General features: G+C 67.5%; 46 protein-coding genes and 1 tRNA gene. 12 read left to right on the top strand and 35 right to left on the bottom strand.

Going from position 1 to position 20389, the window contains the following annotated elements; genetic code table 11:
* Positions 1 to 24: 24 nt before the first annotated feature.
* Positions 25 to 101: transfer RNA gene (locus MED01_RS21345), tRNA-Ile, on the top strand.
* Between the two features lie 112 nt (positions 102 to 213).
* On the opposite strand, the gene MED01_RS21340 is transcribed toward MED01_RS21345, so the two are convergent.
* The 13 genes from MED01_RS21340 to MED01_RS21280 form a co-directional block, all read right to left on the bottom strand.
* Complete coding sequence (locus MED01_RS21340) at positions 214 to 594, bottom strand: hypothetical protein (RefSeq protein WP_238670329.1); 381 nt, start codon at positions 592 to 594, stop codon at positions 214 to 216.
* A gap of 253 nt (positions 595 to 847) precedes the next feature.
* Complete coding sequence (locus MED01_RS21335) at positions 848 to 1681, bottom strand: hypothetical protein (protein ID WP_238670328.1); 834 nt, start codon at positions 1679 to 1681, stop codon at positions 848 to 850.
* 302 nt (positions 1682 to 1983) lie between these two features.
* The gene (locus tag MED01_RS21330) at positions 1984 to 2421 is read right to left on the bottom strand and encodes a GntR family transcriptional regulator (protein WP_238670327.1); all 438 of its coding nucleotides are present in this window, start codon (positions 2419 to 2421) and stop codon (positions 1984 to 1986) included.
* A 98-nt stretch (positions 2422 to 2519) separates the two neighbouring features.
* Positions 2520 to 2903, bottom strand: a complete 384-nt coding sequence (locus MED01_RS21325) for a hypothetical protein (RefSeq protein WP_238670326.1) — start codon at positions 2901 to 2903, stop codon at positions 2520 to 2522.
* Positions 2900 to 3121: a hypothetical protein gene (locus MED01_RS21320; RefSeq protein ID WP_238670325.1), complete on the bottom strand. Its 222-nt coding sequence runs from the start codon at positions 3119 to 3121 to the stop codon at positions 2900 to 2902. The genes MED01_RS21325 and MED01_RS21320 overlap by 4 nt, the downstream gene beginning before the upstream one ends.
* Entirely contained in the window at positions 3118 to 3378 is a 261-nt protein-coding gene (locus tag MED01_RS21315) for a hypothetical protein (RefSeq protein ID WP_238670324.1), read from the bottom strand. Before MED01_RS21315 ends, MED01_RS21320 begins: the two co-directional genes overlap by 4 nt.
* 49 nt (positions 3379 to 3427) lie before the next feature.
* A complete protein-coding gene (locus MED01_RS21310; protein WP_238670323.1) occupies positions 3428 to 3823 on the bottom strand; it encodes a hypothetical protein in 396 nt (131 codons plus the stop codon).
* Between the two features lie 13 nt (positions 3824 to 3836).
* Positions 3837 to 4172 carry a hypothetical protein gene (locus MED01_RS21305; protein ID WP_238670322.1) on the bottom strand — a complete coding sequence of 112 codons (336 nt, stop codon included), beginning with the start codon at positions 4170 to 4172 and terminating at the stop codon, positions 3837 to 3839.
* Positions 4169 to 4474, bottom strand: a complete 306-nt coding sequence (locus tag MED01_RS21300) for a hypothetical protein (RefSeq protein WP_238670321.1) — start codon at positions 4472 to 4474, stop codon at positions 4169 to 4171. The genes MED01_RS21305 and MED01_RS21300 overlap by 4 nt, the downstream gene beginning before the upstream one ends.
* The gene (locus MED01_RS21295) at positions 4471 to 4686 is read right to left on the bottom strand and encodes a hypothetical protein (RefSeq protein WP_238670320.1); all 216 of its coding nucleotides are present in this window, start codon (positions 4684 to 4686) and stop codon (positions 4471 to 4473) included. The genes MED01_RS21300 and MED01_RS21295 overlap by 4 nt, the downstream gene beginning before the upstream one ends.
* Positions 4687 to 4764: 78 nt before the next feature.
* On the bottom strand, positions 4765 to 5214 hold the full coding sequence (locus tag MED01_RS21290) for a hypothetical protein (RefSeq protein WP_238670319.1): 450 nt from the start codon (positions 5212 to 5214) through the stop codon (positions 4765 to 4767).
* Positions 5211 to 5438 (bottom strand): hypothetical protein, encoded by a 228-nt coding sequence (locus tag MED01_RS21285; protein WP_238670318.1) that lies wholly within the window; start codon positions 5436 to 5438, stop codon positions 5211 to 5213. The genes MED01_RS21290 and MED01_RS21285 overlap by 4 nt, the downstream gene beginning before the upstream one ends.
* Before the next feature lie 41 nt (positions 5439 to 5479).
* A complete protein-coding gene (locus MED01_RS21280; RefSeq protein ID WP_238670317.1) occupies positions 5480 to 5740 on the bottom strand; it encodes a hypothetical protein in 261 nt (86 codons plus the stop codon).
* 114 nt (positions 5741 to 5854) lie between these two features.
* Between MED01_RS21280 and MED01_RS21275 the strand changes: the two genes are divergently transcribed.
* Positions 5855 to 6142: a hypothetical protein gene (locus tag MED01_RS21275; RefSeq protein WP_238670316.1), complete on the top strand. Its 288-nt coding sequence runs from the start codon at positions 5855 to 5857 to the stop codon at positions 6140 to 6142.
* 139 nt (positions 6143 to 6281) lie between these two features.
* Here MED01_RS21275 and MED01_RS21270 read toward each other — a convergent pair whose 3' ends face one another.
* The 3 genes from MED01_RS21270 to MED01_RS21260 all read right to left on the bottom strand — a co-directional run bounded on the left by MED01_RS21270 (position 6282) and on the right by MED01_RS21260 (position 8068).
* Entirely contained in the window at positions 6282 to 6812 is a 531-nt protein-coding gene (locus tag MED01_RS21270; RefSeq protein ID WP_238670315.1) for a TIR domain-containing protein, read from the bottom strand.
* A gap of 87 nt (positions 6813 to 6899) precedes the next feature.
* Complete coding sequence (locus tag MED01_RS21265) at positions 6900 to 7298, bottom strand: hypothetical protein (protein WP_238670314.1); 399 nt, start codon at positions 7296 to 7298, stop codon at positions 6900 to 6902.
* Positions 7295 to 8068 carry a GIY-YIG nuclease family protein gene (locus tag MED01_RS21260; RefSeq protein WP_238670313.1) on the bottom strand — a complete coding sequence of 258 codons (774 nt, stop codon included), beginning with the start codon at positions 8066 to 8068 and terminating at the stop codon, positions 7295 to 7297. Before MED01_RS21260 ends, MED01_RS21265 begins: the two co-directional genes overlap by 4 nt.
* A gap of 54 nt (positions 8069 to 8122) precedes the next feature.
* On the opposite strand from MED01_RS21260, the gene MED01_RS21255 reads away from it, so the two are divergent.
* A complete protein-coding gene (locus tag MED01_RS21255; RefSeq protein ID WP_238670312.1) occupies positions 8123 to 8314 on the top strand; it encodes a type II toxin-antitoxin system HicA family toxin in 192 nt (63 codons plus the stop codon).
* A gap of 15 nt (positions 8315 to 8329) precedes the next feature.
* Positions 8330 to 8797: a type II toxin-antitoxin system HicB family antitoxin gene (locus MED01_RS21250; RefSeq protein ID WP_238670311.1), complete on the top strand. Its 468-nt coding sequence runs from the start codon at positions 8330 to 8332 to the stop codon at positions 8795 to 8797.
* A gap of 89 nt (positions 8798 to 8886) precedes the next feature.
* Here MED01_RS21250 and MED01_RS21245 read toward each other — a convergent pair whose 3' ends face one another.
* Positions 8887 to 9093: a hypothetical protein gene (locus MED01_RS21245; protein ID WP_238670310.1), complete on the bottom strand. Its 207-nt coding sequence runs from the start codon at positions 9091 to 9093 to the stop codon at positions 8887 to 8889.
* A 190-nt stretch (positions 9094 to 9283) separates the two neighbouring features.
* On the opposite strand from MED01_RS21245, the gene MED01_RS21240 reads away from it, so the two are divergent.
* Positions 9284 to 9733: a hypothetical protein gene (locus tag MED01_RS21240; protein ID WP_238670309.1), complete on the top strand. Its 450-nt coding sequence runs from the start codon at positions 9284 to 9286 to the stop codon at positions 9731 to 9733.
* A gap of 50 nt (positions 9734 to 9783) precedes the next feature.
* Here the strand turns inward: MED01_RS21240 and MED01_RS21235 are convergent, their stop codons facing one another.
* From MED01_RS21235 to MED01_RS21150, 18 genes are all read right to left on the bottom strand, one after another.
* The gene (locus tag MED01_RS21235; RefSeq protein ID WP_238670308.1) at positions 9784 to 10311 is read right to left on the bottom strand and encodes an endonuclease domain-containing protein; all 528 of its coding nucleotides are present in this window, start codon (positions 10309 to 10311) and stop codon (positions 9784 to 9786) included.
* Positions 10308 to 10961 carry a helix-turn-helix domain-containing protein gene (locus MED01_RS21230; RefSeq protein ID WP_238670307.1) on the bottom strand — a complete coding sequence of 218 codons (654 nt, stop codon included), beginning with the start codon at positions 10959 to 10961 and terminating at the stop codon, positions 10308 to 10310. The genes MED01_RS21235 and MED01_RS21230 overlap by 4 nt, the downstream gene beginning before the upstream one ends.
* A 77-nt stretch (positions 10962 to 11038) precedes the next feature.
* Positions 11039 to 11269 (bottom strand): hypothetical protein, encoded by a 231-nt coding sequence (locus tag MED01_RS21225; RefSeq protein WP_238670306.1) that lies wholly within the window; start codon positions 11267 to 11269, stop codon positions 11039 to 11041.
* A 99-nt stretch (positions 11270 to 11368) separates the two neighbouring features.
* Complete coding sequence (locus tag MED01_RS21220) at positions 11369 to 11584, bottom strand: hypothetical protein (RefSeq protein WP_238670305.1); 216 nt, start codon at positions 11582 to 11584, stop codon at positions 11369 to 11371.
* A 238-nt stretch (positions 11585 to 11822) separates the two neighbouring features.
* Positions 11823 to 12098: a hypothetical protein gene (locus tag MED01_RS21215; protein WP_238670304.1), complete on the bottom strand. Its 276-nt coding sequence runs from the start codon at positions 12096 to 12098 to the stop codon at positions 11823 to 11825.
* Positions 12095 to 12310 carry a hypothetical protein gene (locus MED01_RS21210; RefSeq protein ID WP_238670303.1) on the bottom strand — a complete coding sequence of 72 codons (216 nt, stop codon included), beginning with the start codon at positions 12308 to 12310 and terminating at the stop codon, positions 12095 to 12097. Before MED01_RS21210 ends, MED01_RS21215 begins: the two co-directional genes overlap by 4 nt.
* A gap of 178 nt (positions 12311 to 12488) precedes the next feature.
* Complete coding sequence (locus tag MED01_RS21205; RefSeq protein ID WP_238670302.1) at positions 12489 to 12737, bottom strand: hypothetical protein; 249 nt, start codon at positions 12735 to 12737, stop codon at positions 12489 to 12491.
* The gene (locus MED01_RS21200) at positions 12734 to 13165 is read right to left on the bottom strand and encodes a hypothetical protein (RefSeq protein WP_238670301.1); all 432 of its coding nucleotides are present in this window, start codon (positions 13163 to 13165) and stop codon (positions 12734 to 12736) included. Before MED01_RS21200 ends, MED01_RS21205 begins: the two co-directional genes overlap by 4 nt.
* Entirely contained in the window at positions 13162 to 13575 is a 414-nt protein-coding gene (locus tag MED01_RS21195) for a hypothetical protein (protein ID WP_238670300.1), read from the bottom strand. Before MED01_RS21195 ends, MED01_RS21200 begins: the two co-directional genes overlap by 4 nt.
* Positions 13572 to 13979, bottom strand: a complete 408-nt coding sequence (locus MED01_RS21190) for a hypothetical protein (RefSeq protein WP_238670299.1) — start codon at positions 13977 to 13979, stop codon at positions 13572 to 13574. The genes MED01_RS21195 and MED01_RS21190 overlap by 4 nt, the downstream gene beginning before the upstream one ends.
* A complete protein-coding gene (locus tag MED01_RS21185) occupies positions 13976 to 14209 on the bottom strand; it encodes a hypothetical protein (protein WP_238670298.1) in 234 nt (77 codons plus the stop codon). Before MED01_RS21185 ends, MED01_RS21190 begins: the two co-directional genes overlap by 4 nt.
* A 16-nt stretch (positions 14210 to 14225) precedes the next feature.
* Entirely contained in the window at positions 14226 to 14708 is a 483-nt protein-coding gene (locus MED01_RS21180; protein WP_238670297.1) for a hypothetical protein, read from the bottom strand.
* A gap of 19 nt (positions 14709 to 14727) precedes the next feature.
* Positions 14728 to 15231 (bottom strand): HD domain-containing protein, encoded by a 504-nt coding sequence (locus MED01_RS21175; protein WP_238670296.1) that lies wholly within the window; start codon positions 15229 to 15231, stop codon positions 14728 to 14730.
* Positions 15228 to 15431, bottom strand: a complete 204-nt coding sequence (locus MED01_RS21170; RefSeq protein WP_238670295.1) for a hypothetical protein — start codon at positions 15429 to 15431, stop codon at positions 15228 to 15230. The genes MED01_RS21175 and MED01_RS21170 overlap by 4 nt, the downstream gene beginning before the upstream one ends.
* A gap of 11 nt (positions 15432 to 15442) precedes the next feature.
* A complete protein-coding gene (locus MED01_RS21165; RefSeq protein ID WP_238670294.1) occupies positions 15443 to 15748 on the bottom strand; it encodes a hypothetical protein in 306 nt (101 codons plus the stop codon).
* Between the two features lie 97 nt (positions 15749 to 15845).
* Positions 15846 to 16892: a hypothetical protein gene (locus MED01_RS21160; protein ID WP_238670293.1), complete on the bottom strand. Its 1047-nt coding sequence runs from the start codon at positions 16890 to 16892 to the stop codon at positions 15846 to 15848.
* A gap of 15 nt (positions 16893 to 16907) precedes the next feature.
* Complete coding sequence (locus tag MED01_RS21155) at positions 16908 to 18005, bottom strand: hypothetical protein (RefSeq protein ID WP_238670292.1); 1098 nt, start codon at positions 18003 to 18005, stop codon at positions 16908 to 16910.
* A gap of 112 nt (positions 18006 to 18117) precedes the next feature.
* A complete protein-coding gene (locus MED01_RS21150) occupies positions 18118 to 18360 on the bottom strand; it encodes a hypothetical protein (RefSeq protein ID WP_238670291.1) in 243 nt (80 codons plus the stop codon).
* A gap of 166 nt (positions 18361 to 18526) precedes the next feature.
* Between MED01_RS21150 and MED01_RS21145 the strand changes: the two genes are divergently transcribed.
* From MED01_RS21145 to MED01_RS21115, 7 genes are read left to right on the top strand one after another with little or no spacing between them, the layout of a single operon-like run.
* Positions 18527 to 19021, top strand: coding sequence for a hypothetical protein (locus MED01_RS21145; RefSeq protein ID WP_238670290.1), 495 nt, complete (start codon positions 18527 to 18529; stop codon positions 19019 to 19021).
* Positions 19022 to 19034: 13 nt separating this feature from the next.
* Positions 19035 to 19250: a hypothetical protein gene (locus MED01_RS21140; protein WP_238670289.1), complete on the top strand. Its 216-nt coding sequence runs from the start codon at positions 19035 to 19037 to the stop codon at positions 19248 to 19250.
* A gap of 2 nt (positions 19251 to 19252) precedes the next feature.
* The gene (locus tag MED01_RS21135) at positions 19253 to 19501 is read left to right on the top strand and encodes a hypothetical protein (protein WP_238670288.1); all 249 of its coding nucleotides are present in this window, start codon (positions 19253 to 19255) and stop codon (positions 19499 to 19501) included.
* Positions 19501 to 19701 (top strand): hypothetical protein, encoded by a 201-nt coding sequence (locus MED01_RS21130; protein ID WP_238670287.1) that lies wholly within the window; start codon positions 19501 to 19503, stop codon positions 19699 to 19701. The genes MED01_RS21135 and MED01_RS21130 overlap by 1 nt, the downstream gene beginning before the upstream one ends.
* Positions 19698 to 19853, top strand: coding sequence for a hypothetical protein (locus tag MED01_RS21125; protein WP_238670286.1), 156 nt, complete (start codon positions 19698 to 19700; stop codon positions 19851 to 19853). The genes MED01_RS21130 and MED01_RS21125 overlap by 4 nt, the downstream gene beginning before the upstream one ends.
* Positions 19850 to 20227, top strand: a complete 378-nt coding sequence (locus MED01_RS21120) for a hypothetical protein (protein ID WP_238670285.1) — start codon at positions 19850 to 19852, stop codon at positions 20225 to 20227. Before MED01_RS21125 ends, MED01_RS21120 begins: the two co-directional genes overlap by 4 nt.
* Positions 20224 to 20361 (top strand): hypothetical protein, encoded by a 138-nt coding sequence (locus MED01_RS21115; RefSeq protein WP_238670284.1) that lies wholly within the window; start codon positions 20224 to 20226, stop codon positions 20359 to 20361. Before MED01_RS21120 ends, MED01_RS21115 begins: the two co-directional genes overlap by 4 nt.
* Positions 20362 to 20389 lie beyond the last annotated feature (28 nt).

Here is a 20389-nt window from a genome sequence, read left to right as displayed (position 1 = left end):
GGGATAAGATCCGGCGCGGTGTTCGGGGCGGTAGCTCAGCCGGTTAGAGCAGGGGACTCATAATCCCTCGGTCGCGGGTTCGAGTCCCGCCCGCCCCACCAGCACAAACACCAGAAGGCGATCAAAGGCGCGGTTCACGCTGGGGGCACACTGGGGGCACCGCAGGCATTTCCGGTGCCCCCTCGGGCGGGTCGGACGTCGCCTTCTGCGGTCCTACTTGCCACGTCCCCGCAGGTGGCTGACCGATGCTCCGCCGTTGACGATCTGCTGCGTGTGTGCCATTACCTGTCGAGCTGCCTCGTCGCCGTCGCTTAGGAACACACCAATTGCGTCCCGGATGGCCTTCACCTGCCGCCCCTGATAGTGGGCGCGGATCAGGTCGGCTTCGGCGCGGTGACGGCTCGCGTCGCGCTCCCGCAACCAGATGATGCCCGCCATGACGGCAGCTACCGCGACCACGGCCGAGAACGTGAGGAACGCCCCGTACGCCCGGTCAATGGGGGCACCGGGCCTGTGGGCGGAGTCGGCGAAGATGTACCCCCACAACAGGAGTGCCGCCCCGCCGGCAAGCCCAGCGAGGATCCGGTACGTCATAGGCGCCCCATGCCGTTGGCGCTTCCTGAGAATGTCCCGCACTTCGCGGTGTTCGTCTTCGGCAAGGCGCAGTTCTTGCGAGTCTTCTTGCGGGCTGCACATGGTGGTGGTGCTCCGATCAGTCGCAGGGGAGTGCGATCGGGGACTGCGCTTGAACGGTGCGCGTCTCCCACGCCGCAACCCGACCGGGGTCACGGCGGTTGCAGACCGTGCACGGTGAGGGTGCGCGGGCTGCCGGGGTGTTGCGCCTGGGTTATCCGGGCGGCGGTGACGGTGGTTGGGTCAGCCCGTCGTGGTGTGCGCTGTGGTGCCCGGTGTGGGGTTGCTGCCACCGGGGTTGCCCGTCCGCCCGTGCGTCGCCTGCGGGGTGTTCAACGGTGCGCAGGCTGGCGTCGTGCGGGTGGGCGTGGTCGGTGCCGGGGATGGCCTGCGGGGTGCGCCGTGGGGTCCGCTGCGGCCGGGTGGGGGTGGTGTCGTGGTGGGCGGCCCGGGTTTCACCGTGACCGGTGGCGGTGTGGCGCACGTCGGGGTGCTGTACGACGAGGTTGGTTGCGCCCGAGCTGGCGCCGCCGAGTGTGGGGGGACCAGGCGGGGCCGGCTCGGGCGCAGTCGGGGCGCCGGTCGCGCGCTGTGGCGCGGCGGTGTCGGCGGATGGTGGGGTGGTGGGCGTGTCGGCCGAGGTGGGGGTGTCGCCGGTCGGGGCGGGCGGTTTCGCCGCGGTGACAACGCCGACCAGAACGTCGGTGGCCTTGTCGACGGTGCGGCCGACGACGGGCAACGGTCGGGTGACGCGATCCACCTTTGTGGTGGCCCGGGTTACGGCGGGGGTGGTGTGGTCGCGCACCTTCGCGGTGAGGTCGCGGACGGGCCGAGGCTTCTCGCCGTTCGACGGCTGCCCGTTGAGGACGCGCCCGAGGGGCTGGGTGACGCCGTGGAGGGTGTCGGCGATGGGCCGTGGCCGGTCGTTGGCGTGGGCGGGGCTTCCGGTGAGGGCTAGTGCCGCGCCTGCGCCGCCGATGGTGAGGCCGGCGAGCAGCAGGAGGCGGTGTGTGCGCCTGCGACTGGACTGCTGTGGCCGGGTTGCCATCGGTCCTCCCCAGGGATCCGGTGCGACGTGTGACGTGTAGTTCACATTGGCGAATAGTTTCTGTGGGAACTATCCGGCGTGCGGTTGGCCGTTTGCCTTAAAGATCCCTTAAGTTGTCAGCCGTTCGGTTGACCCCCGTTCGAGGGTCATGCCACGTTTGAGCAGCAGCTTTGAGTAGTTGATGTTGCGGTGGTGAGTAGTCAAGGGTGCCCGAATCGACGCAGCAAGCAACGCCCGCATGTACGGACATGCTGATGGTGAAAAGGTTCCGTGAATGCATATCCCACGCGGTGGGACTGTCGTTAGAGTCCTTCTGCCTGCGCCGGACCCGCCAACAACCAACGGTCACCCGGCAGCAACTCCGGCGCGGCGGCGTCCACCCGGTACACCACGAACACCGGTATGCCGGCGTCGAACCCGCCCGGCACGTCATCGTCCAACCGTTGCCGCTCCGGCGCCGTCGGCATGCGAGTCTCCACCCGCACCACACCGGCCAGGTCGATCGGCTGTTTGTCCCGCTTCGGACGCACCCTCGTAGTGTGCGCCTGGCGTGTGACGACCAGACCTTCCCCGCGCAGAATGGCGAGGGCTTGACGGATCATGGCCCGGGACACGCCGTGCGTCTGCCCCAACGTCTTCTCAGACGGCAACCGTGCGCCGGGCGGTAGGACGCCGGTGAGGATTTGGTCGCGGAGGGCTGCGGCCAGTTCAGCCGAGCTGACATCCGGCGGCTCCTCCACGGGTGGATTGTGAGTTAACCGCCCACGGGGGCATCGGTCGGCTATGTCCGGACAAGCGGGAGTTGCAAGCGTGGGTCAAAATGCCAGGTGGTGGGGGGTCACGCTGCCGGCTCGAATGGCTGCCGCATCCCGCGAGCGCGGTATCCAGACCACCCGCCACATCTCGGGCAGCGGACCTGCACATCGCCCGGCTTGGCGTACAGCTGCCCGTCGCACGGTTCGCCGTCGGGTCCACGCTCGCCGTCGCACTCCCCAACGTGGAGGGCATATTCGCGCCACCGGTTCGTGTACGCGTCCCAGTCGGCCACTACCACGCCGGTCGGGTCTTGAACGGTCACGTAGCGGGCCCCGGACAGGCAGGCGAGACGCAGCGCGATCCGGCGCGCGGTCGGCCAGTCGGGGTGGGTGCTGGTGGTTTCGTCGGCGCGCAGGGAACGGTGGGCCCGCCACGAGGTGTGCACTGTCCACTGCTGGGCGGTCATCGTTGGCGGGCCGGATCCACAAGGCCGACGGTCATGGTCGCGGCGAGCGGGTCACCGTTGTGCTTGGCGACGATCTCCCGCGCCCACTGTTGCGCTTCGGTGTTGTCGCAGGTGAGGCCATGCACGCGTTGCCGGGTCCAGTCGACGACCACAACCACCCGCACCCAGTCTTGAATGGCGGTGGCGGGTGCCCGGTCGACCGGGGTCAGGTCGGTCACGGCCGGACCGCCCGATCGCGCTGCCGCTCCAGCGAGGCGATGCACCGCCGCAGCTCCCGTTCCACTTCGGTCCACCGCTGCTGGTCGATCTCGCGCCCTTGCTCGACCTCGGCCACCCGCTCGGCGGCGGCACGCTCGGCGCGGGCGATGCGCGGTCGAGCAAGTTGCTGCGCCCGCTGCTCGATGTACTCGGCGAGGTTGGCCGTAGTAGCGGCTAGGTCGGCCGCGAGTCGATCCGGCTGGGCCGTCTCGCTCATGTCGATCTCTCTTTCTGGTTCTTGAGAAGGGGAGTTATCGCAGAGCAGGTCAGCGGCCACTGCGCGCCTCCTCAGCCTCGTGTAGCGCCCGACGCCAGCGCTCGACGGTGGCGGCCGGTATCCAGCCACGCGAGCACCCGGCACCATCTGCGGTGAGCGTGCCGATGGCCTCGGCGAGGGTGAGAGCAAGCGTGTCGTTGGCATCGCGGAGCTTGTCCCGCTCGGCCTTCACGGCGTCCAGGTGGGATGTCGGCCGGGAGCTGCGCAGGCGGCCGGCGGCGACCAGGGCGTCCAGCGCGGCGCGGGCCTCGGCGGTGAGTTGATCCGGACCGTTGATGAAGCCGGGACGGATTGGGGCTTCGGCGTGAAGGATTGCCTGTTCGACGAGCTTGACGTCGGCGTCGGTGTAGGGCCGGGCGTGCGGGTAGTCGCCTGGCTGCGGCACGGCGGCGGGGCGGTCACAGGCAGTACCACCCGTCGCACTTCGCGCATCGGATGCCGCTGTAGTTGTGGCCACCGACGATCTCGTGCTGGCAGTCTGGGTCGGCATCCCAGAGAACGGGCTCACTGTTCTCCCGACGCTCGCCGAGCGAGTCGTCAGAAGGCGCGGCGGCGAGGGCGGTCAAAGGTTGGACCTGCGGCTTGATGCCGAGCTTCTTGGCCCTGCGTCGCTGCGCCCGGTTGCCGCTCGGGTCGGCCGACTGGTGGTTCGGGTCCGCGTTGATGTCGAGCCCCGGCGGCTTCGACCAGCCGGGCAGGTAACGAGCGTCAGCGTTCGTCCGGGCGTACTTCATCGGGCCGCCTTCCGCTCGGCCTGCGCCCCGGCGTCGAACGCCTCGGCCACGGCGGCGCGGAACGCCTCGTTCATGTCGGCCGTCCATGGCGGGATGTTCCTGCCTGCCATGCGGGCGCCCATGATCGCGCCGGCCGCTGCCATGTGCGCGTCCTCGAACTCGTCGCGGTGGATCTCATGGGGCTGCATGTCGCTGACCGCGCGGATCCTCATCTGGGCGGGGGCGGGCCGGTCGGGCGTATCCCAGTCGGGCTTAGCGAGGGCAGAGGTGGGCGTTCGGCCGTTCCAGCCGGGCTTAGTCATCTCGTCTCCTCTAGATCCATCTGTAGGGGCAGAACGTTGCCACTGCGGCGTGCCGGCGGTTCGGGGTAACCGGCGGCCATCTCTGCGGCGATCTCATCGCGCCAGACGTCGGCGTCCGGGTGCTCGGGAGTGAAGTAAAGGTCATCCCACGGGCTCCCGGACAGCTCGATGTCGCTACTCACCGACTCCCCCGTCAGACGCTTCGACCTCATGCATCGACGTCTCCTTTTCGGTGGTCTGAGCGACTGCCGCTCAGGTCGGACGCAGCTTCCGGCCCGGCGGTACGCCGCTCAGGCCGCCGGTTCGACGAACGTCCGGCCCCGGTCGTAGTGGGGGATCGGGTCGCCGCCCACGCGCGGCACGAGCAGTCGTTCCCACGACTGGTGTTCGTCACCGCGCTTGTCGTAGAACACGTCCGGGATCTCATCCCCATCCCCGTCGGCGGCGTCCGGCTGGGTGATGCCCAACTGCCGCATGTCCGCGTCGTTCAGGTCGCTGTACTCGCACTCCACCGCCGCCGTCACCTCGTACGTGTCGGGGTGGTCGAGGTGGGTGTACGCGGCCTGGAGTTCTTCGATGCACGCAACCATCCGCTCCTGCCACTCGACAGGCATCGACTGCATGAGGGCGCGGGGGATCACCTGGTAGTTGGAGTAGGTCAGACCGAAGAAGTGGTGGACGGGTCCGTCGAGGCGGGCGCGGCGCTCGTCCGGGCTGATGGTTGTCGCGGTGTCGGTCATGCGGTGCTCCCGTTCGTACGACTCGACGAGTCGGCGGCGTTCTTCTGCGCGACTTCGGTGAGGTTCGCGACGGTGTGGACGGCCTGGAACAGGCGTGTGATCTGGTCGGGGCTGAGCGAGGCGAGTTGCGCGGCGGTGAGCCGGGTGTCGAAGCTGAGCGCGACCACAGCGTCAGTTCGGGTGCCGGGCTTCGCGGTGTCGAGGATGGTGTGTTCTGGCGGCATGGGCTGCTCCGTTCGGTCAGTGGGTGTGGGGATGGTCAGGCTCACGGAAACTCGATGGGACGGCGTGGAGTCCAGTTCCGGCCGCAGCCTTCGCAGTGGATCGTCGGCTTACGGGTAGGTCCGCCCGGCTCGTGGATGGCTTCACCGCGAGGCCGGATCACGCCGTCGACCAAGTCCAGCCCCTCGTCCCACTGGCTCGTGTGCTCGACGTATTCGAAAAGCAAGAGTTGTTCGGAACCGCAGTGGTGGCAGGTCAAGGCAGCGCCGGAGGCGTCTTGATGTGCAACTGGCTGCGGCTTCATACCCCAAACGATAGCAGTCAGTTGTGCCCAAACGCCAAGCGCGGATAGGGGTAGTTCAGTAGGTGCAAAAGCCCGTGCTCGGTTGGGGCCAACCGGCGTGACATCATTGGAGGCGTGACCGCAGACCCGCTAGCCCAGCTCGGAGCCCAGTACAGGGACGCCAAAGACCGTCACACCCGCGCCGTCAAGGCGGTCAAGCGGGCCGCTGAGCGGCGGGCGGCTGAGGCTGCGGTCATGGATGAGCTACGGGAACCACTGCGGCGGGAGATTGTCGCGGCTGCGAAGGCCGGACGCGCACCTAAGGTGATCTGCGAACTGACTGGGTACGGGCCGGAGCGGGTGCGGCAGATCCTGCGGGCGGCGGGCGTGGAGCCGTTCGAGCGGGACCAGTCGCCTTCCTGACACCGCGACATCCGGTCGGCGGGTGCCCAACGCGTGCCCAACTCGCCGCAGACGAGCGGAAACGGTGGCAGGCCCACCCGACCCCGGACACAACGATGCCCCGGCCTCAACCGAGGTCCGGGGCATCGCGCCATCTGATCTACCGAAGGCGCAGGCAGAAGTCCGCCCAAGCCTCCCTCGCCGACGTCGCCGACCCGTGAGCCGTCGCGATCTGCCCGGCGAACCACAAGTCATCCAACTCCTTGCGCCCACCGTGCGTGTACAGGTGAACCTGCCTACCCAACGCCCGCGCGTAACCGATCTCCACCAGGGTGCCGTGGCAGGTCGGGTCGTCAACCCACGCGAACACATGGGTGGCGGAGCGGATCGCACCCAGGCAGCGGGCGGCCACCTCAGGCCGGGACAAGCCGGGGTAGACGGAGCAGGCCATGTCACCTGCGGCCACACCGTGACTGTTCTCGCCGTGGTAGCAGCCGTGGTCGTCGCTCATGAAATGCGGGCCCACGTACACGGCACCGGGCAGACTGCGGATGGGTGCGTCAGCCGGCCAGGGTGTGGCGTCGGGGTTCTCGTAATCGGCGTCGTCGATGACAGGGAACAGGCCGTGCCGCCACCCATTCTTGGTGATCTTCCCTGCGGCGTAGACGCGAACGCCCTTGAAGTCAGTCACGGGGCGGTGCTCCTCTCGGTCGGGGGAGTCCGACCGTAGTGGACGCGAGCCCGCGCCGCCGCCAGTTCCCGGGGATCGGCCAGGGGACTATCTGCGGCCCGAGTCGATGATCGACGCGAACAGCTCCGACCCGTCCACGAACACCACCCGCATGCCGCCCGGCTTCGTGCTGCCACCCCACGCGGCGTACGTCTCAGCCGACTTCACCCGCGGCATGCCGGCCTCCACGACGGTGCGGGTGATCGCCTCAGCCCAACCCGCCGGATCAGACGGGGACGCCTCCACGGCAGGCACCACACCGGCGTCGTTGGGGTCGAGCGGCGCCGCTTTCTGGTCCCCGCCGACTAGTTGCAGGTGCACCCGCCCCGCCAGCGTCAACCCGACTGGTCGGGGTCCGTTGCCCGTCGACCAGCGTTCAACCTGACCGGCCCACGGCTGTGCGCCCAACACCCCAGCAAGCCAACCCTCAAAGTCGCGGACGTTCATGCTGTCGCCCTTCGCTTGAGTTTGCTGGCACGTGGAGCGACCTGTGAGATCCGCTGCGGAGAGACATCCAGCAGGACGGCCGCATCGCGCACCGAGAGTCCAAGTTCTGAGACCATGCGTAGGGCCAGATCGGCGGTTGCGGCAGCAGCGACTTCGCGCTCACGTCGAACTCGCTCGCGGTCGGCTCGCAGCCAGGCGGTCCGCTCATTGAGCTGTTCGTCTCCAGTGTCGTATTCGTAGTCAATACGCAGGTCCGCCTCGGCGCCTACCGGCAAGTCCCGCGTGAGAGCAATGCATTCGCGTACGGACTTGTCGAGGGCAGGCAGGTTCCTTGCGAAGGTGTGAGTGCCTTCAAGGCTGGGAACGTCAGCGGACCAGTGCCGACCCTGGCGGGTTGCTTGAACTACGTACTCGGGCGGCAACCCTGCTTGCAACTTCTTCTGGCCTATACCTGCCCGTCGTTGGGCGCGGTACATGACGCGGCTTTCGTACGCGGGCACCGGATGGGTCCTGGCCAGGCTGCCCGCGTGCCGGACGATGCTGTCGGCCACGACGAACCACTCGCCGTAAGTCCGGTAGGGGGCGAACTGCTCATGCCGCTGCTGCTCAAGCTCCCTGCCGCCGGGCTCGATCGCAAGGAGTTGAAGGGGCAGGTTGAGGGCGCGTTGAATGTCGGTAAGTCGCTTGGCTGGCTCTCTGGTGGTGTAGCCAATCTTGATCTGCTCGCCGCATCGGGCGTAGTAGACGACGGGTCCGGAATGCCTGTTCACAGGCTAAGTCTAGCCGGCTGGACTAGAGTCGTCTAGTGAACTAGACTCGCCCCTGTGAAGCGAGTTGACCTGATCGGCAAGATCGGCAAGGCTGCCGCTGACGCGGGCACGACGTTCGACTTCGTCCGCGAAGGCGGCAGCCACACCATCTACAGGTACGGCTCGCAGAACGTCGTCATACCCCGTCACAAGGAGATCAACGAGAACACCGCGCAGGGAATCCTGCGCACACTCGGCCTGAGGTAGAAGGGACTACCGCCGATGAAGTACACCGCAACGTGCGTTCGCTCCGGCGACTGGTGGGCCATCACTGTGCCGCAGATCAAGGGCGTGTTCTCGCAGGCTCGTCGCCTCGATCAAGTCGAGGGGATGGCCCGGGAAGCCATCGCCCTAATGCTGGACGTCGCGCCGGACAGCTTCGAAGTTGATGTGCAACCCGACCTTCCGCAAGAGGTGAGCCAGGCCAGGAAGGCACGCACCGCGCTACGGGAGGCCGAACAGTCAGCGGATCGGGCAACCACCGCTGCGGCTCGCACCCTGCTCGCTCGGGGATACACGGTGAGGGATGCGGGAGCGCTGTTGGGCATATCGCCCCAGCGGGTGTCGCAGCTCGTGCCTACAAAGAGGCCGCGCAAGGTGACTGCGGGGCCCGCGTCGGGTGACGCTGACAAGGGGCAGAAGGGTGGACGGGCAGCACTCAAGCCTGACGAGGAGTTCGTGGCCGCCTAAGTGCACCGCAGCACGCCCCTGGCCGCATGGCCAGGGGCGTGCTTGCGTCACCCCGGCGCGCGTCGTCTAACGGCCCGCAACCGGCTGAGTCAGCAGTGTTCCAACGGCAACATGCCGTCGTCCGGCTCGTCCTGCGGCCATACGAGGGTGACGTGAACCTGCGGTTCCCCGTCGGCGCACAACCGGCGGCGCCGGGCGGCGATACGGGCGTTACGCAGAACGGTGGCCTTCTGCCGACCCCACACCCAACCGGACACGGTGTAGCTGAACTCGCGGGCTTCCGTCGTCGTCCCCATAGACAGATTGTGCCGTCACAACAAGTCACTTGTCTATTTCTTCACATCGGCGGTCAGGTAAGCCCGTTCCCGCTAACACGCAGGTCAGCGTTGCCAAGCCATGACATGCGGCTGTCGGAAACCAGCGCACCGCAACCGCTGCCACCGAACCTACGATGACCCGACCAGGACCCCAGCAAGGGAGAAACCCGTGGTCAAACCCCCCGCACGCCTCCTTCGATGCCTCGCACAAACCCTCGCCGCGTTCGCCCTTGGCGTCGCCGCCACCACCGCTGCCGTCACCCCCGCCCAAGCCAGCGCGTGGGGTTGCTCCTACTACGGGAACCTCGGCCCGATCAAGGGCCTGCCGATCTACAACGGCAGCTACTGCGCCGGGGTCGACGGCAGCGGCACATGGGTGGACGGGGTGTACGGCAACTTCTCCTCGGCCGGCAACGTGTGCAACTGGAACATCACCGCCGAGTTCTTCGACGGCGCTGGCCGCTGGTATCAGACGTACACCAGCGGCACGCACTGGACGTGTGAGCGGGTCGGATCGGACAGCATTTACATCGGCGAACGTAAGCAACGCGGGCGAGTGTGCAGCACGTTGAACACGAACGGTGGACGCATCACCAGCGTCTGCCACAACATCAAATAGTGGTTGGGCTGGTCTGCGCTCACCCTGCGGTCTGCGCAGACCGGCCAGCTTCACCCTTCGAAGCGGGGGCGGTTGGGGTCGCAAATAGGGCAGCGGCACGGTTGTGGCCATGCGGCCGTCTTCTGCCGGTGCCGGTCCCGCACAAGCTGCAGGCGGGCGGAGTCGCGCGGGTCGCAGCTGGCACGCACCAGGTAGGCGAGAGCGGCCCGGCGCCAAGCGCGGTCTTCGCGGGGGTCGCCGCCACCGGGAAGTCGCCCCCACAGTTCGAGCATGCCCAGCCAACCGTTGCAGCCCGAGCACAGCAGGCCGCGCACACACCGGCCGCAGGCGGAACGGTGGTCGGGGCAGCACACGTGGTCGTGGTCGACGAACAGGGGCACCGCGTCCCAACCGCGCAGGTTCCCCCGCTCGCAGATGCCGCACACCCCGTCCTGGGCGTCACGCAACGCCCGGTACCGCTGCGCGGTGAGCCGGTGCCGGGTGAGCGCCTTGCGGGGCATCACGGTTGAGCACACGTCGTACACGTCCACGTCGGCAAGCCGGGCGATGAAACCCGGGCCGGGCATCAAGGCGCTCACAGGTGAGCGTTCTCCACCCTTCGTGCGGCCCGGGTGGCTGCCCGAACCTGCTCGATCAGCATCCGCGCTTCCCCCTCCAACACTGCTTCCATGTCCGCGCGTCGGGCCGACATGTGCGCCACCAGCAACGTTTCCGCCTTCGCCGGCAACCCGGCCTCCAACACGACGGTCACCTCGGGTGTGCCGCCAATCGGGGGCGTTGACAGCACAACGGGTTTGCCGCCGTCGAGGACGCGTTGGACGCTGCCCGTATCCCATTCCAACGCCCGCTCCAACGCGGTAATGGTGCGGTCTTGCAGCCGCTCTTGGTGGCCGTTCTCCACGCTCACAACGGTGCGCTTGGCGATAGGCCCTCGCTCGGCGACCTGCCGTTGGCTGAGGCCGAGGACGATGCGCCGGTTGCGGGCGGCGCGGGCAAGTCGGTCCATCGGGTTGGGTTGGTCGGGGTTGGGTTGGTCGGGGATCTCGGGCGGGGTGACGGCCACAGCGGGGCAGGGGAACGGCACTGGGGTGAGGGGCCTGCCCTCGGGGCTGTAGGAGCAGCCGCGGCAGATGAGCGCGGTGGTGTTGGGGAAGTCGTGTGGCACCCACGGGTCGTGAAACGGCGGGGCGGAGTGGGCTGGTGGGGCGCTGCGATTTCTGCGAGACATATCCCCCACCCCCGAACCTTGCAATGATCAACGTTCGGCCAGGTTAGCGGCTTCGCGGCGACGGCGGCAGGGGCCGGTCAGTCGTCGGCTGCGGGCACTTCGACGTCCCGCCAGTGCAAGTGGTTGAGCGTCAAGCCGAGGATTTGCACCGCCCGCCACACCCCGATGCCGGTGGCGGTGGCCGCCGCGGTGACCGGGATCGCCCAATACACCTCATGGAACGCGGGGTACAGGCCGGCGAGGATGACGACGAGAGCGCCACCCCACCCGATTCCGGTTTGGACTGGCTTGTCGGCGGTGCGGGCCATCGGGTGTCTCCTCGCGTTGGGGTTCCGGAGACACACGGTAGGTGGTGGATGCGCGCGGGCAGGTCAGCGACTTGGCTACGTATGTCGCCGGCATGGCAGCTACGGCAGGGCCGCTCGTCCAGGGTCGGGCAGGTAGGTGACGGGCACCATCGCCATTCCTTGCGGTGAAGTACCGACGGCGGCCGGGTGGTCAGGTTTGCAGCCGGTACACACGCGCGGCTGGTCGGGCCGGATCTTCACCGTGGCGGGGCGGGACTCACGCCACCAGTGCCCGCAGCCACCGAGCACGATCGCCCGGACGGGTTCGTCGGTCATCGCTTATCTCCCCCCTCCCTCAGCTTCCAGATCAGCAGACGTCCACAACCGGGGCATTCATGCTGGTCGTGGGTTTCCATCATCTCTGCGGCCCAGTCGCTTGATGCCATGTACCCCGACGGCTGCGGGGTGTGCTGCGCGGCGTTCGGGCAGTCGGGGTTCAGGTCAACAAGCGGCCCGTTGTCGGTGCAGATGAACCCACGACGTGGTCCGGTGGGCGCCTTGAACCGGACGCACGTCACGGCGTCGTTCCGTCGTAGTCGGGTGCGACGAACCTGATCTGCCCGTCGCCGTTTCCGTCCCACCGGCCGTGCAGCATCAGCGGTTCGGTCTGCGGAGCACACTCCGGCAGCCCATCCCCTTCGATCATGACGTCGATGGAGAGGGCCAGCCAGTTGGCGTTGATCCCGATCATCCGCATGCCGTCGGGCAGTTTCAGGAGGGCGCGAAACTCTTCCTCGCCGAGGCGAACGACCGCGCGTCCCGGCGTGCTGGTCGTCGTTTGATCGGTCATTGCAGCCTCTTTCCGGTGCGTCGTTCCCACTCACGTTGGATAGCCCCGCAGTCGCACAACGACCCGCCCCACGTCTGAATGTACGAGCAGCGCCGGTTGGTGTGCAGTAGCCCTTGCTCGGCGAGGTACCAGCCGGTGGGGAAGTCGATGAAGTCGAACTGCCAGTTCGGTTCGGAACGGTCGGCGCTGGGGCACGTCGCAGTGGCGGTCATCGGGTCGCACTCTCTCCCACGTTCACCACGTAAGTGTCGATGAGGTGCACGTGCTTCACCCCGTGCGCCCACCCGTCGGAGTCCTCAAACTCATCGACCACGTCCGGGTCGGCGTTGTCATCCCACGATGGGCAGCCGGGCTGGTCGCACTCATCCCAGCCGTCGAGCGGGCCGGCCATCATCGCCGCCGCCGCTTCGTGGGCTTCGCGTTCGGGTCGAGGATTTGGCCCAGCCCGACCATCAGCAGAAGCGCGAACATGCCGCCAGCCAACCAGCGCATCTCCCAGTCGGCCACTTCACCACCGGTCACGTAGGCGATGACACCGAAGACCAGCAGGGCGACGATGAGCAGGAAGATCACAATTTCCAGCCACATCAGGAACTCGCGTAGCGCCCCTCCTGTGCGGCGTTGAGGGGTGCCGCTCATTGGGTGGCCTCCAACGCGGTGGCGGTGGCGGCAGGCGGTGTGATGGTGTAGCCGGCATCCCTCAATGCGTCCAACGCGACGTGCGCGGCCACCCATGCCGTGGTGTGGCCCAACGCCTGAGGAAGCATCCCGGCCGCATCCCAGCCGTACATGGCTGCTGCGATCGGCTGCACACCGGGGCGGTCCTGGAAACCCTCCACCGGCTCCGACCATCCGGGCAGGACGGTTGGGTGGTGGGCAACATGACAGTCGGTGGCCTCACAGGTGCTGCCCCGGTAGGTCACCCGGTGGTCACCCCACGATTCGGTGCGGTCACTGGGGGACAGGTAGGGGCCGCAGCGTTGCCGGTCGGATTCGGGGCGAACCTCATGGGTGCGACCCAACTCGAAGTCCCACCCGGTGGTTGACCGGTTGTAGGTGTCGGTCACGACCCCACCTCCGGGCAGACGTACTTCCGAACCGCCGCCAAAATCTTCTTGGCCTTCGCCTCGCCGAACCCGTCCGGATGGTCCGGTGCCGTGAACCGCTGGCTGGTGAGGTCGACCAACTTCTTCTCGTCGTCGGGGAAGCGCTCGATGCTGTCGCACTGGCTGCGACCGCGAGACACCAGCGTTGCCGGCTTCTTGTCGCCCACGATGCCGGGGTCGATGCGACGCAACGCGGCCAGGTAGGCAGCCTCGGTTTCGGGGTCGAGGAACGCCTTCGGGGATTCGGTGGCCGGGGCGGAGGCTGCGGGGGCGGTAGCCGTGCTGGCGGGGTCGCTGGTGCCGCAGGCAGCACTGCCGGCTGCGAGTGCCGCAGCGGCGATCAGGGCGGCGTAGCGGGTGCGGCGGGTCATGGGGTTGCCTCCGGGTCCGTGCGACGGGGGAACAGCAGGAACACGTTCCGGTCCTCGATCAGCACCGTGATTCGGCCCGGCGCCGCGCACAACCGGACCGGTGTGCCCGTCTCCCACCAACGCCGCAACGTGGTCACGTACTCGGACCAGGCAACCGGGGTAGCGTCGGGCAGCCACGCGGCGATGGAGGCGAGGTTGGCGCGGGTTTCAGGATCGCCGGGCGGGACAGTGTGCGCCGCGCCTGCGGCGTCGATGAACCGTCCGAACCCGTCCACCAGGTTCACGGCAACGGTGCAGGTGTTCGCATCGACACCGAACCGGGTCACAGTCAGGCCGTCAACGTCGGCGTCCAAGCCGAGGTCGCCGGGCATGGCCAGCAGGGCGGCTGCGGGATGGCGGCTCATCGTCGCCCCTGCGTCCCGTCCACACGGACCAGGGACGACGTTTCGATGCCGCGCTCCACCCGCCCACCATCCCAGCGAACCGAGGCACGCCAGCACGGGTCGGCGAAGTGCCCGTACTGGCCACTCTCGATCACCGTGCCGACGGTGTCAGGGTCACGCCAGTGGGTGACGCGTTCGTTGTGCTCGGGTTCCCACTCCCGCAGCGGGGGTCGGTCCTCGTCGATGGTCATGGTCATCTCCCTCCGTTCAGCCCCAGTACGAGCACAGCAGCCACTGCGCCCGATCCTGCTTCGGTGTCAACCCCAACGCCGACAGCGCGGCGCGCAGCTTCTCGTCGTAGCCACCCTCGGTCGCCTCGCGGTTAAGCGAGTCGAAGTCCAGCACCTTGCAGTCGCCCCGGTAAGCGGTGATCTCCTTCACGGCGAGCACGTACATGGGGGACTCGCCGGAACAGTGCGTCACGACCTCCACGCCCATCGCGGCTTTCGCCTCCTTCTGGCGCCGGTAGAAGCCGTCCACCTGCCAGTCGGTTTCGGTGAAGCCGTGGGCGGCGAGCAACTTGGCTTCGACTGATTCAACGAAGTCCGTGTAGCCGTCTTCGTCTTCGCTGTACCAGTCGTGGGTGTTGAAGTCGTACTCGCCGTACTCGCCGGACCCTTCGAGCTTCCATTCGTCGTCGGAGCCAAGGTCGTAGCCGTAAGCGAGTATCGCGTTGGTGGACGTGCCCATGTTGATCTCCTTCGAAGGGTCAGCCGCGCGAGACGGCGGGGTCGAACGGGCCGAAGAACGCATCCAGCTCAGCGGCAGACGCGCCAGCGAGCAACACCACGCGGGCTTTCGCGTACCGGCGCCGCAGGAACTCGGCGTTGTCCGGGTCGAGGTGCGCCAACCGTTCCTCGGACGAGTTGTGGGCGTTATCCGCCAGCTTCACCAGTCGTCCCAGCGGGTTGGCGGCGGCCCTGCGGATCATGTCCATGTACGTTTCGCCTTCCCGCCGGGACACCGCATCCACCGCCGACACGACCGCCTCGGAGTAGCCGGCGTGCCGCAGGTCATCCAGGGTGATCGGGGTGTCCTCCACAACGTCGTGCAGGAGTCCGGCCATCACCGCCAGGTCACCGTGGCCCTGCTCGCCGAGGATCCGGGCGACGGCACGCGGGTGCTCGATGTACGGGTTGCCGGCCTTGTCGACCTGGCCAAAGTGCGCCCGGTAGGCGAGGGCGTCAGCGTCGGCCACGGTCGGGGTGGTCATCGGGTCACCTCCGTGTGGTGCTTGAGGAAGTAGTCCAGGTCGGCGATCCCCACACCCTTGTCGTCGCGGTCCGGCCACGACGTCTCGTACTTGACGTTCGGCTTGCCGTGGATCGTGGTGATGCCGGTGACAGTGAAGATGCGGTCGTCCTTGCCGGCCCACTGGCTGTTGACCTGCGGGAGCGTCGTCGTGTCAGTCATGGTCATCTCCTTCACATCCGGGCGAACAGGGTTCGGATGGCCTGCTCGGGCGTGCCCAACGGGCGGTCATCCGACGGGTGGATCAGCGGCACCGGGTAGTCGTCAGCCACCGTCAACCGGTAGCCCTCCACCGTCATCACAGTGCTGGCGGTGGTCGCCGTTGAGGCGTTGTGGCGCAGCACCTCGCGCCGCACCCAACCTGGCGCGTCAGGGCCGAGCGGAACGTTGCCCGGGGTGATCGTGTCGACGGTCAGCTTCTGGGTGCCCGTGTGGATGCGGTCGCCCGGGTTCAGGTCGGCGGGAAACTTGTCGGTCATAGTGTTCTCCGTTCGTCGGTGGTAGCAGGTGCTGTAGCACTTGCCATGGCGTTTGCTACCGGGTTGCTACGGCGTTGCTAGCCGCGAGACGCGGCAGTCAGTGGCGATGGTTTGCTACGGCGCGCTCCACAGCGTCCAACTGATCGGCCAGGCCGAGTCGCTGAGCTGCGATGGGAATCCACTCGCGCCGAAGGTCGTCGCTAACAACAGCGGCGAGGACAGGTGCCATCTCTCGCAGCGCCTCGACTCGCCCGTCAACGCTGCCGAGGTCATACGTCTCCTCAAGGCGAACCAGAGTTCCGAGCAGGTACCCGCTCCCCGGATTCGCCTTGACCTTGATCGCCTTCCGCCCCGGGATTGGGGTTGTTCCGGACTCGCCGTGCTCGAAGCGTGCCGACCTGGCCGAGGTGTACGCGCTCGCTACCTGACTGGTGAGCATGTACGGCGCACCCCCGGTGTACGTCGCGCCGGACCGCCCGTAGCCGGACAGCGCTGGCAGCCTGCCGGGCTTCCGCGATACCAGGTCGGTGCAGAACACCACCGGTCGGCCATCTGCGTCCTTGCTGTCGAACGACATCAGGTCGGCGTGAAGCTCCACCGTGCCATCGTCACCCTGCTCGTTCTTGAGCAGGAAGTGCAGCGGGTTGGTGCGATTGCCGTCCGGAACTGGCCCGAGAATCAGCAGACCACGGCCGGGGAGGCTTCCGGTCTGGATGGCTTCGGCGTACCGAGGTCCGTCCGCCAGGAACGCGGCTTCGTCGCCCTTCACTTCGGCGTGCAGGTCCAGGCTGGGCAGCCAGAAGTCGGGGAGGTACACCTGCCCGGATGGCAGCTCGTAGCCCTGCGGCTCGTGCTCCCACACGATGTTGAGCGCGTCGAGGAAGACTGCCCAGCGTGCTTCGAGCCGGGAGCGAAAGCGGCAGCCTGCGTACCGGGTTTCGATCGGCTTGATGTCGGGCGCGCGATCTTCGGCGAACAGCGGGCTGCTCGACAGGGTGAGCGTCATGTCATTGGCGCGGGCGCCGGGCGTCGTCTTGCGTGTCTGGCGGCGCTTCGGTCGGTCGTCCTCAAACAGGCCGCCGCCGGGTTGCGTCGGCTCGACCGCCGGAAAGGTCGCGTCATTCGGATCGGGGGATTGGGCCATGGTGTCGCCTCCGGTCTACAGCTTGACGTCGTAGCGGTCAGGGTTGTCGTGGCTGTTGTGCAACTGGCGTGAGCGGCCGGGGAGGGCGAGCCATCCTGCGGCCTTCTCGGCTTCCGCTGACTGGCGGTGCTGCCGGTTGTACACCTCCCAGAACCAGGGTGGGCGCAGCTCCGGCCGGTACTTGTAGGGGTCCTGTCCGGCTTTCACATCACCCCAGCAGGATCCGCAGTTGCGGGCTCGGCTGGACGGGTGCATCGGGCAGGGGGTCGGGTCTTGGGTTAGCTCGCCGGGGCCGTCGATGTTGTCGGGTAGCGCGTTGAGGGCTTCCTGAACGATGCGGGGCGCGTCGCCGTGCTTCTTGACGCGACGCCACCAGGCGATGTTGCGAACGGTGTGCTTGATCTCGGTGAACTCGACGACGAGTTGGGCGAGGTGTTCGGGGCAGTTGCCGTCGTGGATGACGATGCGCTGCTGCTCGGTGAGGTTTGGATCTTCTGACGAAGTCGACTCGTCTCTCTCTCGGTCTTCCGTGTCGGGCTCGCGCGGAGCAGGAACGGACGTACGAGCAGAGAGAGAAGAAGGGTTGTTCAAAGGATTGTTCAAAGGCTTCTTCTGCCTCCCTTGCAAGGGAGGGGTGGACTCCCCATCCAAGGGAGGGGTTGGCTCCCCTTCGATGGGAGGGGTCCCTTGCAAGGGAGGGGAGCCATCCATGGGAGGCGTGACCGTCTCGACCTCCTTGCGTAAGCCGCTCTTGTTCCGTGATTCCTTCAGCGGCTTGGGTCCCTTCAAGTGCAGTGGAACGTCGTATACGGTCGGGCGTTTCCCCGCTGGCAGATGGGCAACAAGCGACTGATTGCCAGGCACGATCAAACCCAGCTTGCGAAGCTGAACCACCTCACGCTGCGCCTGCTTCACGGACTTGCCCGCCACGGACGCCATCGTCTTCGTGGTCTGCCACGACCCCTTACCGTGCTCGTCGCAGCGGCGAGCGATCACGGTGAGCATCCAGGCAAGGTCGGCGGGAACAGGAGCCTCTTCGAGGACCCAGGCAACGGCGCGAAAGCCCACCCAACCGGAGCGGTCCGGGTCGCCTGCGGGCATGGCGGGACTCACGGGAGGTCTACCTCCCGTGCTCGCACACCAGTTCGCAACGTACTTTGCATGTAGCGGGGTACCTCCCGTTAGGGGCTGGGGTTCAGGCGTTGGCGCGCCTCCCGGCCCCGACTTAGTTTCGGGTCCTGCCGGCCCGTCGATTGCGTAGGCGCTCGGCCTCGGCCCTCTTGAACGCCTCGCGTTGCTCATCGGTCATCGCGTCGCGGCGCAGCATCTCCCGTGTGCGGTCGATGGCGGCAGCGATCTTCACCTGCGGCACCCCGTCTTCGATGGCGGCCCGCAGTGTCTCGCGATACCGCTCCTCAGCTCGGGCGATGTCGTTCCACGCGTCGATCACATCTTGCAAGTTGGTCACCTCCCCATCGTCTGGCTTGCCTACTGTCGTTCGCAACTCTGCCTATGATCGTATGCCTGAATTACTTGACATGCAAGTCGGCAACGACTACGTTCGTAGACATAAGGAACACGGCACCGGGAAGCGCGCCAACGCCAACGGAGCCCCAATCGGGAGGTACCCCGAGATGAGCACCACCGTTCTCAGCACACCCGGCCAGCAGGTCGTCTACACGACCCCCAACGGCCGAATCACCATCACGCTCCAGTACGTCCGCGAGAACGCCTACACGGTTACCACCGAGCAGGGCACCCTCCGCATCGAGGCGAACTGCGGCAGCTACGACAGCGAGCACACCGCCCGCCTGATCGCCCGGGGCTACGCGGAGATGTACCGCGACGAGAACCCCGCCGAGCCGACCACCGGTGTTCGCCGCCGGCAGGTGCCGCCGACCATGGCGGGGGCGCACCTCACCAACCCGTCCGACGCCGGCAACCGGGTCCTGCTGGCCGCCCACGCCAACGGCGGCACCGTCAACCGGTCCGCTGCGGCGACGATCGTGCAGCTCAAGTCGCTGGCCCGCAAGGGCCTCGTGACCCTCAACTACGCGTCGGGTACCGGCCTGCGCCGGGTTGTCGCCTCCGCGACCCTGACCGAGCGTGGCCGCAAGGCGGTGGCCTGAAATGGTCGCGCTGATGCTGTCGAACCCGGAAGACCGGGCTGCCGTCAACAAGGCGGGCGACAACGCGCAGGTCATGGCGACGTTGATCCGTCTCGCCAACGACTACCGGGGGCGCGCCGGCTACGAGGGTCGGGTTGCCGAGCTGGACGCGGCCATGGACCAGGTGGACACGGTCACCGCCGCCGACCTGGCCGAGCTGACCGCTTACGTGCGGGCGGGGGTGGCCTGATCATGGACACCTCGACCCTGTCGTGGGTGTGGGCGGACCGACCCACTGTGCCGCTGCTCGGGGTGACAGTCGCCATCGCCGAGAAGGGCACCCCCGGCTACCGCTACTACCACCGGTCGCCTGACGGCACGTGGCTGCTCATCGCGGTCGCCGCCGACGACGCCGAGGCGGTGTGCTGGTTCAACCACCGCATTGACCCGACCGTGGTTCCCGCCGACCTGGCCGTGTGGCTGGATTCGGTGTTGGCGTGATGAGCCCGCAGGCGAACACGAACACCCCGAAGGCGCAGGTTGCCCGGGTGCGGCGCCGCAACAACACGCTGCGGGTCACGTACACGGACGGCCGGAAGGTGACCGTTCCCCAGGCAGTGAATGGTCGGTTTGAGTCGCGGGTGTCGTACGGCTACGACCAGCCGACCGGCACGTACAACTCCGCGGTGGTGTCGTCGTGACCCGGCTGCGGAGGATCCTCGGCTTGCACGGGGCGCACCGGCCCGGTGTGGTTCGGCCGCTGTCGGACGTGCGTCAGGCGTCGGACCCGTGGGCCAAGGGTGAGGCTGACGACCCGATGACCGACACGATGGTCATGGCGGTGATCTTGTGAGCTTCTTCGACAGGATTCGCCCCGGACACGCTGGCCGCAACGACGGGCCCGCCTTCCACGACCTCAAGCCGCAACCCGTCACCGCCGACTACAGCACCCACCCACTGTGGTGCCACAACACCGGCCACGACGGACCGTGCCAAACGTCAACCGCAGCCACCGACCCGGACGGGGTCCGATTCAAGGTCACCGTGGTTTACAACCCCATCAGCAAGGACCCGCAGCCCCAGGTGGCGGTTGAGGTGGGCGGCCGTGTCTCCCGACTCGACGCAGGCAAGGCGGCGTCCATGTTCGGGCTGGTCGGGTCGTGGTTGGCGCCGATGTCGCTGCCGCGCAAGCCGCAGGTGACCTCGGACGTGGAGCCGCAGTCGTGACCGCGAAGGTGGCCCGCCTGGACGAGAAGCGGGCCAGCACCCCCGCCGGGCGCGACGAGCAGGTGCTGATCGAAGCGGACCGGATCCGCGACGGGTTGACCACACCCGCCGACAAGCAGCGCAACAGCAAGTAGCAGCACCGCCGGCCCCGTCGAGGGGCGG

Origin of the sequence: Micromonospora alfalfae, from assembly GCF_022230925.1 — a bacterium.
In the GTDB taxonomy this organism is placed as follows: Bacteria; Actinomycetota; Actinomycetes; order Mycobacteriales; family Micromonosporaceae; genus Micromonospora; species Micromonospora alfalfae.
This window is presented reverse-complemented; position numbering and strand designations above follow the sequence as displayed.

Bases quoted from the DNA above. Each gene is read 5' to 3' on its own strand.
- MED01_RS21340 (WP_238670329.1), bottom strand. From the start codon at position 594: ATGACGTACCGGATCCTCGCTGGGCTTGCCGGCGGGGCGGCACTCCTG.
- MED01_RS21335 (WP_238670328.1), bottom strand. From the start codon at position 1,681: ATGGCAACCCGGCCACAGCAGTCCAGTCGCAGGCGCACACACCGCCTC.
- MED01_RS21325 (WP_238670326.1), bottom strand. From the start codon at position 2,903: ATGACCGCCCAGCAGTGGACAGTGCACACCTCGTGGCGGGCCCACCGT.
- MED01_RS21315 (WP_238670324.1), bottom strand. From the start codon at position 3,378: ATGAGCGAGACGGCCCAGCCGGATCGACTCGCGGCCGACCTAGCCGCT.
- MED01_RS21305 (WP_238670322.1), bottom strand. From the start codon at position 4,172: ATGAAGTACGCCCGGACGAACGCTGACGCTCGTTACCTGCCCGGCTGG.
- MED01_RS21300 (WP_238670321.1), bottom strand. From the start codon at position 4,474: ATGACTAAGCCCGGCTGGAACGGCCGAACGCCCACCTCTGCCCTCGCT.
- MED01_RS21295 (WP_238670320.1), bottom strand. From the start codon at position 4,686: ATGAGGTCGAAGCGTCTGACGGGGGAGTCGGTGAGTAGCGACATCGAG.
- MED01_RS21290 (WP_238670319.1), bottom strand. From the start codon at position 5,214: ATGACCGACACCGCGACAACCATCAGCCCGGACGAGCGCCGCGCCCGC.
- MED01_RS21285 (WP_238670318.1), bottom strand. From the start codon at position 5,438: ATGCCGCCAGAACACACCATCCTCGACACCGCGAAGCCCGGCACCCGA.
- MED01_RS21280 (WP_238670317.1), bottom strand. From the start codon at position 5,740: ATGAAGCCGCAGCCAGTTGCACATCAAGACGCCTCCGGCGCTGCCTTG.
- MED01_RS21265 (WP_238670314.1), bottom strand. From the start codon at position 7,298: ATGAACGTCCGCGACTTTGAGGGTTGGCTTGCTGGGGTGTTGGGCGCA.
- MED01_RS21250 (WP_238670311.1), top strand. From the start codon at position 8,330: ATGAAGTACACCGCAACGTGCGTTCGCTCCGGCGACTGGTGGGCCATC.
- MED01_RS21245 (WP_238670310.1), bottom strand. From the start codon at position 9,093: ATGGGGACGACGACGGAAGCCCGCGAGTTCAGCTACACCGTGTCCGGT.
- MED01_RS21230 (WP_238670307.1), bottom strand. From the start codon at position 10,961: ATGTCTCGCAGAAATCGCAGCGCCCCACCAGCCCACTCCGCCCCGCCG.
- MED01_RS21225 (WP_238670306.1), bottom strand. From the start codon at position 11,269: ATGGCCCGCACCGCCGACAAGCCAGTCCAAACCGGAATCGGGTGGGGT.
- MED01_RS21220 (WP_238670305.1), bottom strand. From the start codon at position 11,584: ATGACCGACGAACCCGTCCGGGCGATCGTGCTCGGTGGCTGCGGGCAC.
- MED01_RS21215 (WP_238670304.1), bottom strand. From the start codon at position 12,098: ATGACCGATCAAACGACGACCAGCACGCCGGGACGCGCGGTCGTTCGC.
- MED01_RS21210 (WP_238670303.1), bottom strand. From the start codon at position 12,310: ATGACCGCCACTGCGACGTGCCCCAGCGCCGACCGTTCCGAACCGAAC.
- MED01_RS21205 (WP_238670302.1), bottom strand. From the start codon at position 12,737: ATGAGCGGCACCCCTCAACGCCGCACAGGAGGGGCGCTACGCGAGTTC.
- MED01_RS21195 (WP_238670300.1), bottom strand. From the start codon at position 13,575: ATGACCCGCCGCACCCGCTACGCCGCCCTGATCGCCGCTGCGGCACTC.
- MED01_RS21190 (WP_238670299.1), bottom strand. From the start codon at position 13,979: ATGAGCCGCCATCCCGCAGCCGCCCTGCTGGCCATGCCCGGCGACCTC.
- MED01_RS21185 (WP_238670298.1), bottom strand. From the start codon at position 14,209: ATGACCATCGACGAGGACCGACCCCCGCTGCGGGAGTGGGAACCCGAG.
- MED01_RS21180 (WP_238670297.1), bottom strand. From the start codon at position 14,708: ATGGGCACGTCCACCAACGCGATACTCGCTTACGGCTACGACCTTGGC.
- MED01_RS21175 (WP_238670296.1), bottom strand. From the start codon at position 15,231: ATGACCACCCCGACCGTGGCCGACGCTGACGCCCTCGCCTACCGGGCG.
- MED01_RS21170 (WP_238670295.1), bottom strand. From the start codon at position 15,431: ATGACTGACACGACGACGCTCCCGCAGGTCAACAGCCAGTGGGCCGGC.
- MED01_RS21165 (WP_238670294.1), bottom strand. From the start codon at position 15,748: ATGACCGACAAGTTTCCCGCCGACCTGAACCCGGGCGACCGCATCCAC.
- MED01_RS21160 (WP_238670293.1), bottom strand. From the start codon at position 16,892: ATGGCCCAATCCCCCGATCCGAATGACGCGACCTTTCCGGCGGTCGAG.
- MED01_RS21145 (WP_238670290.1), top strand. From the start codon at position 18,527: ATGAGCACCACCGTTCTCAGCACACCCGGCCAGCAGGTCGTCTACACG.
- MED01_RS21140 (WP_238670289.1), top strand. From the start codon at position 19,035: ATGCTGTCGAACCCGGAAGACCGGGCTGCCGTCAACAAGGCGGGCGAC.
- MED01_RS21135 (WP_238670288.1), top strand. From the start codon at position 19,253: ATGGACACCTCGACCCTGTCGTGGGTGTGGGCGGACCGACCCACTGTG.
- MED01_RS21130 (WP_238670287.1), top strand. From the start codon at position 19,501: ATGAGCCCGCAGGCGAACACGAACACCCCGAAGGCGCAGGTTGCCCGG.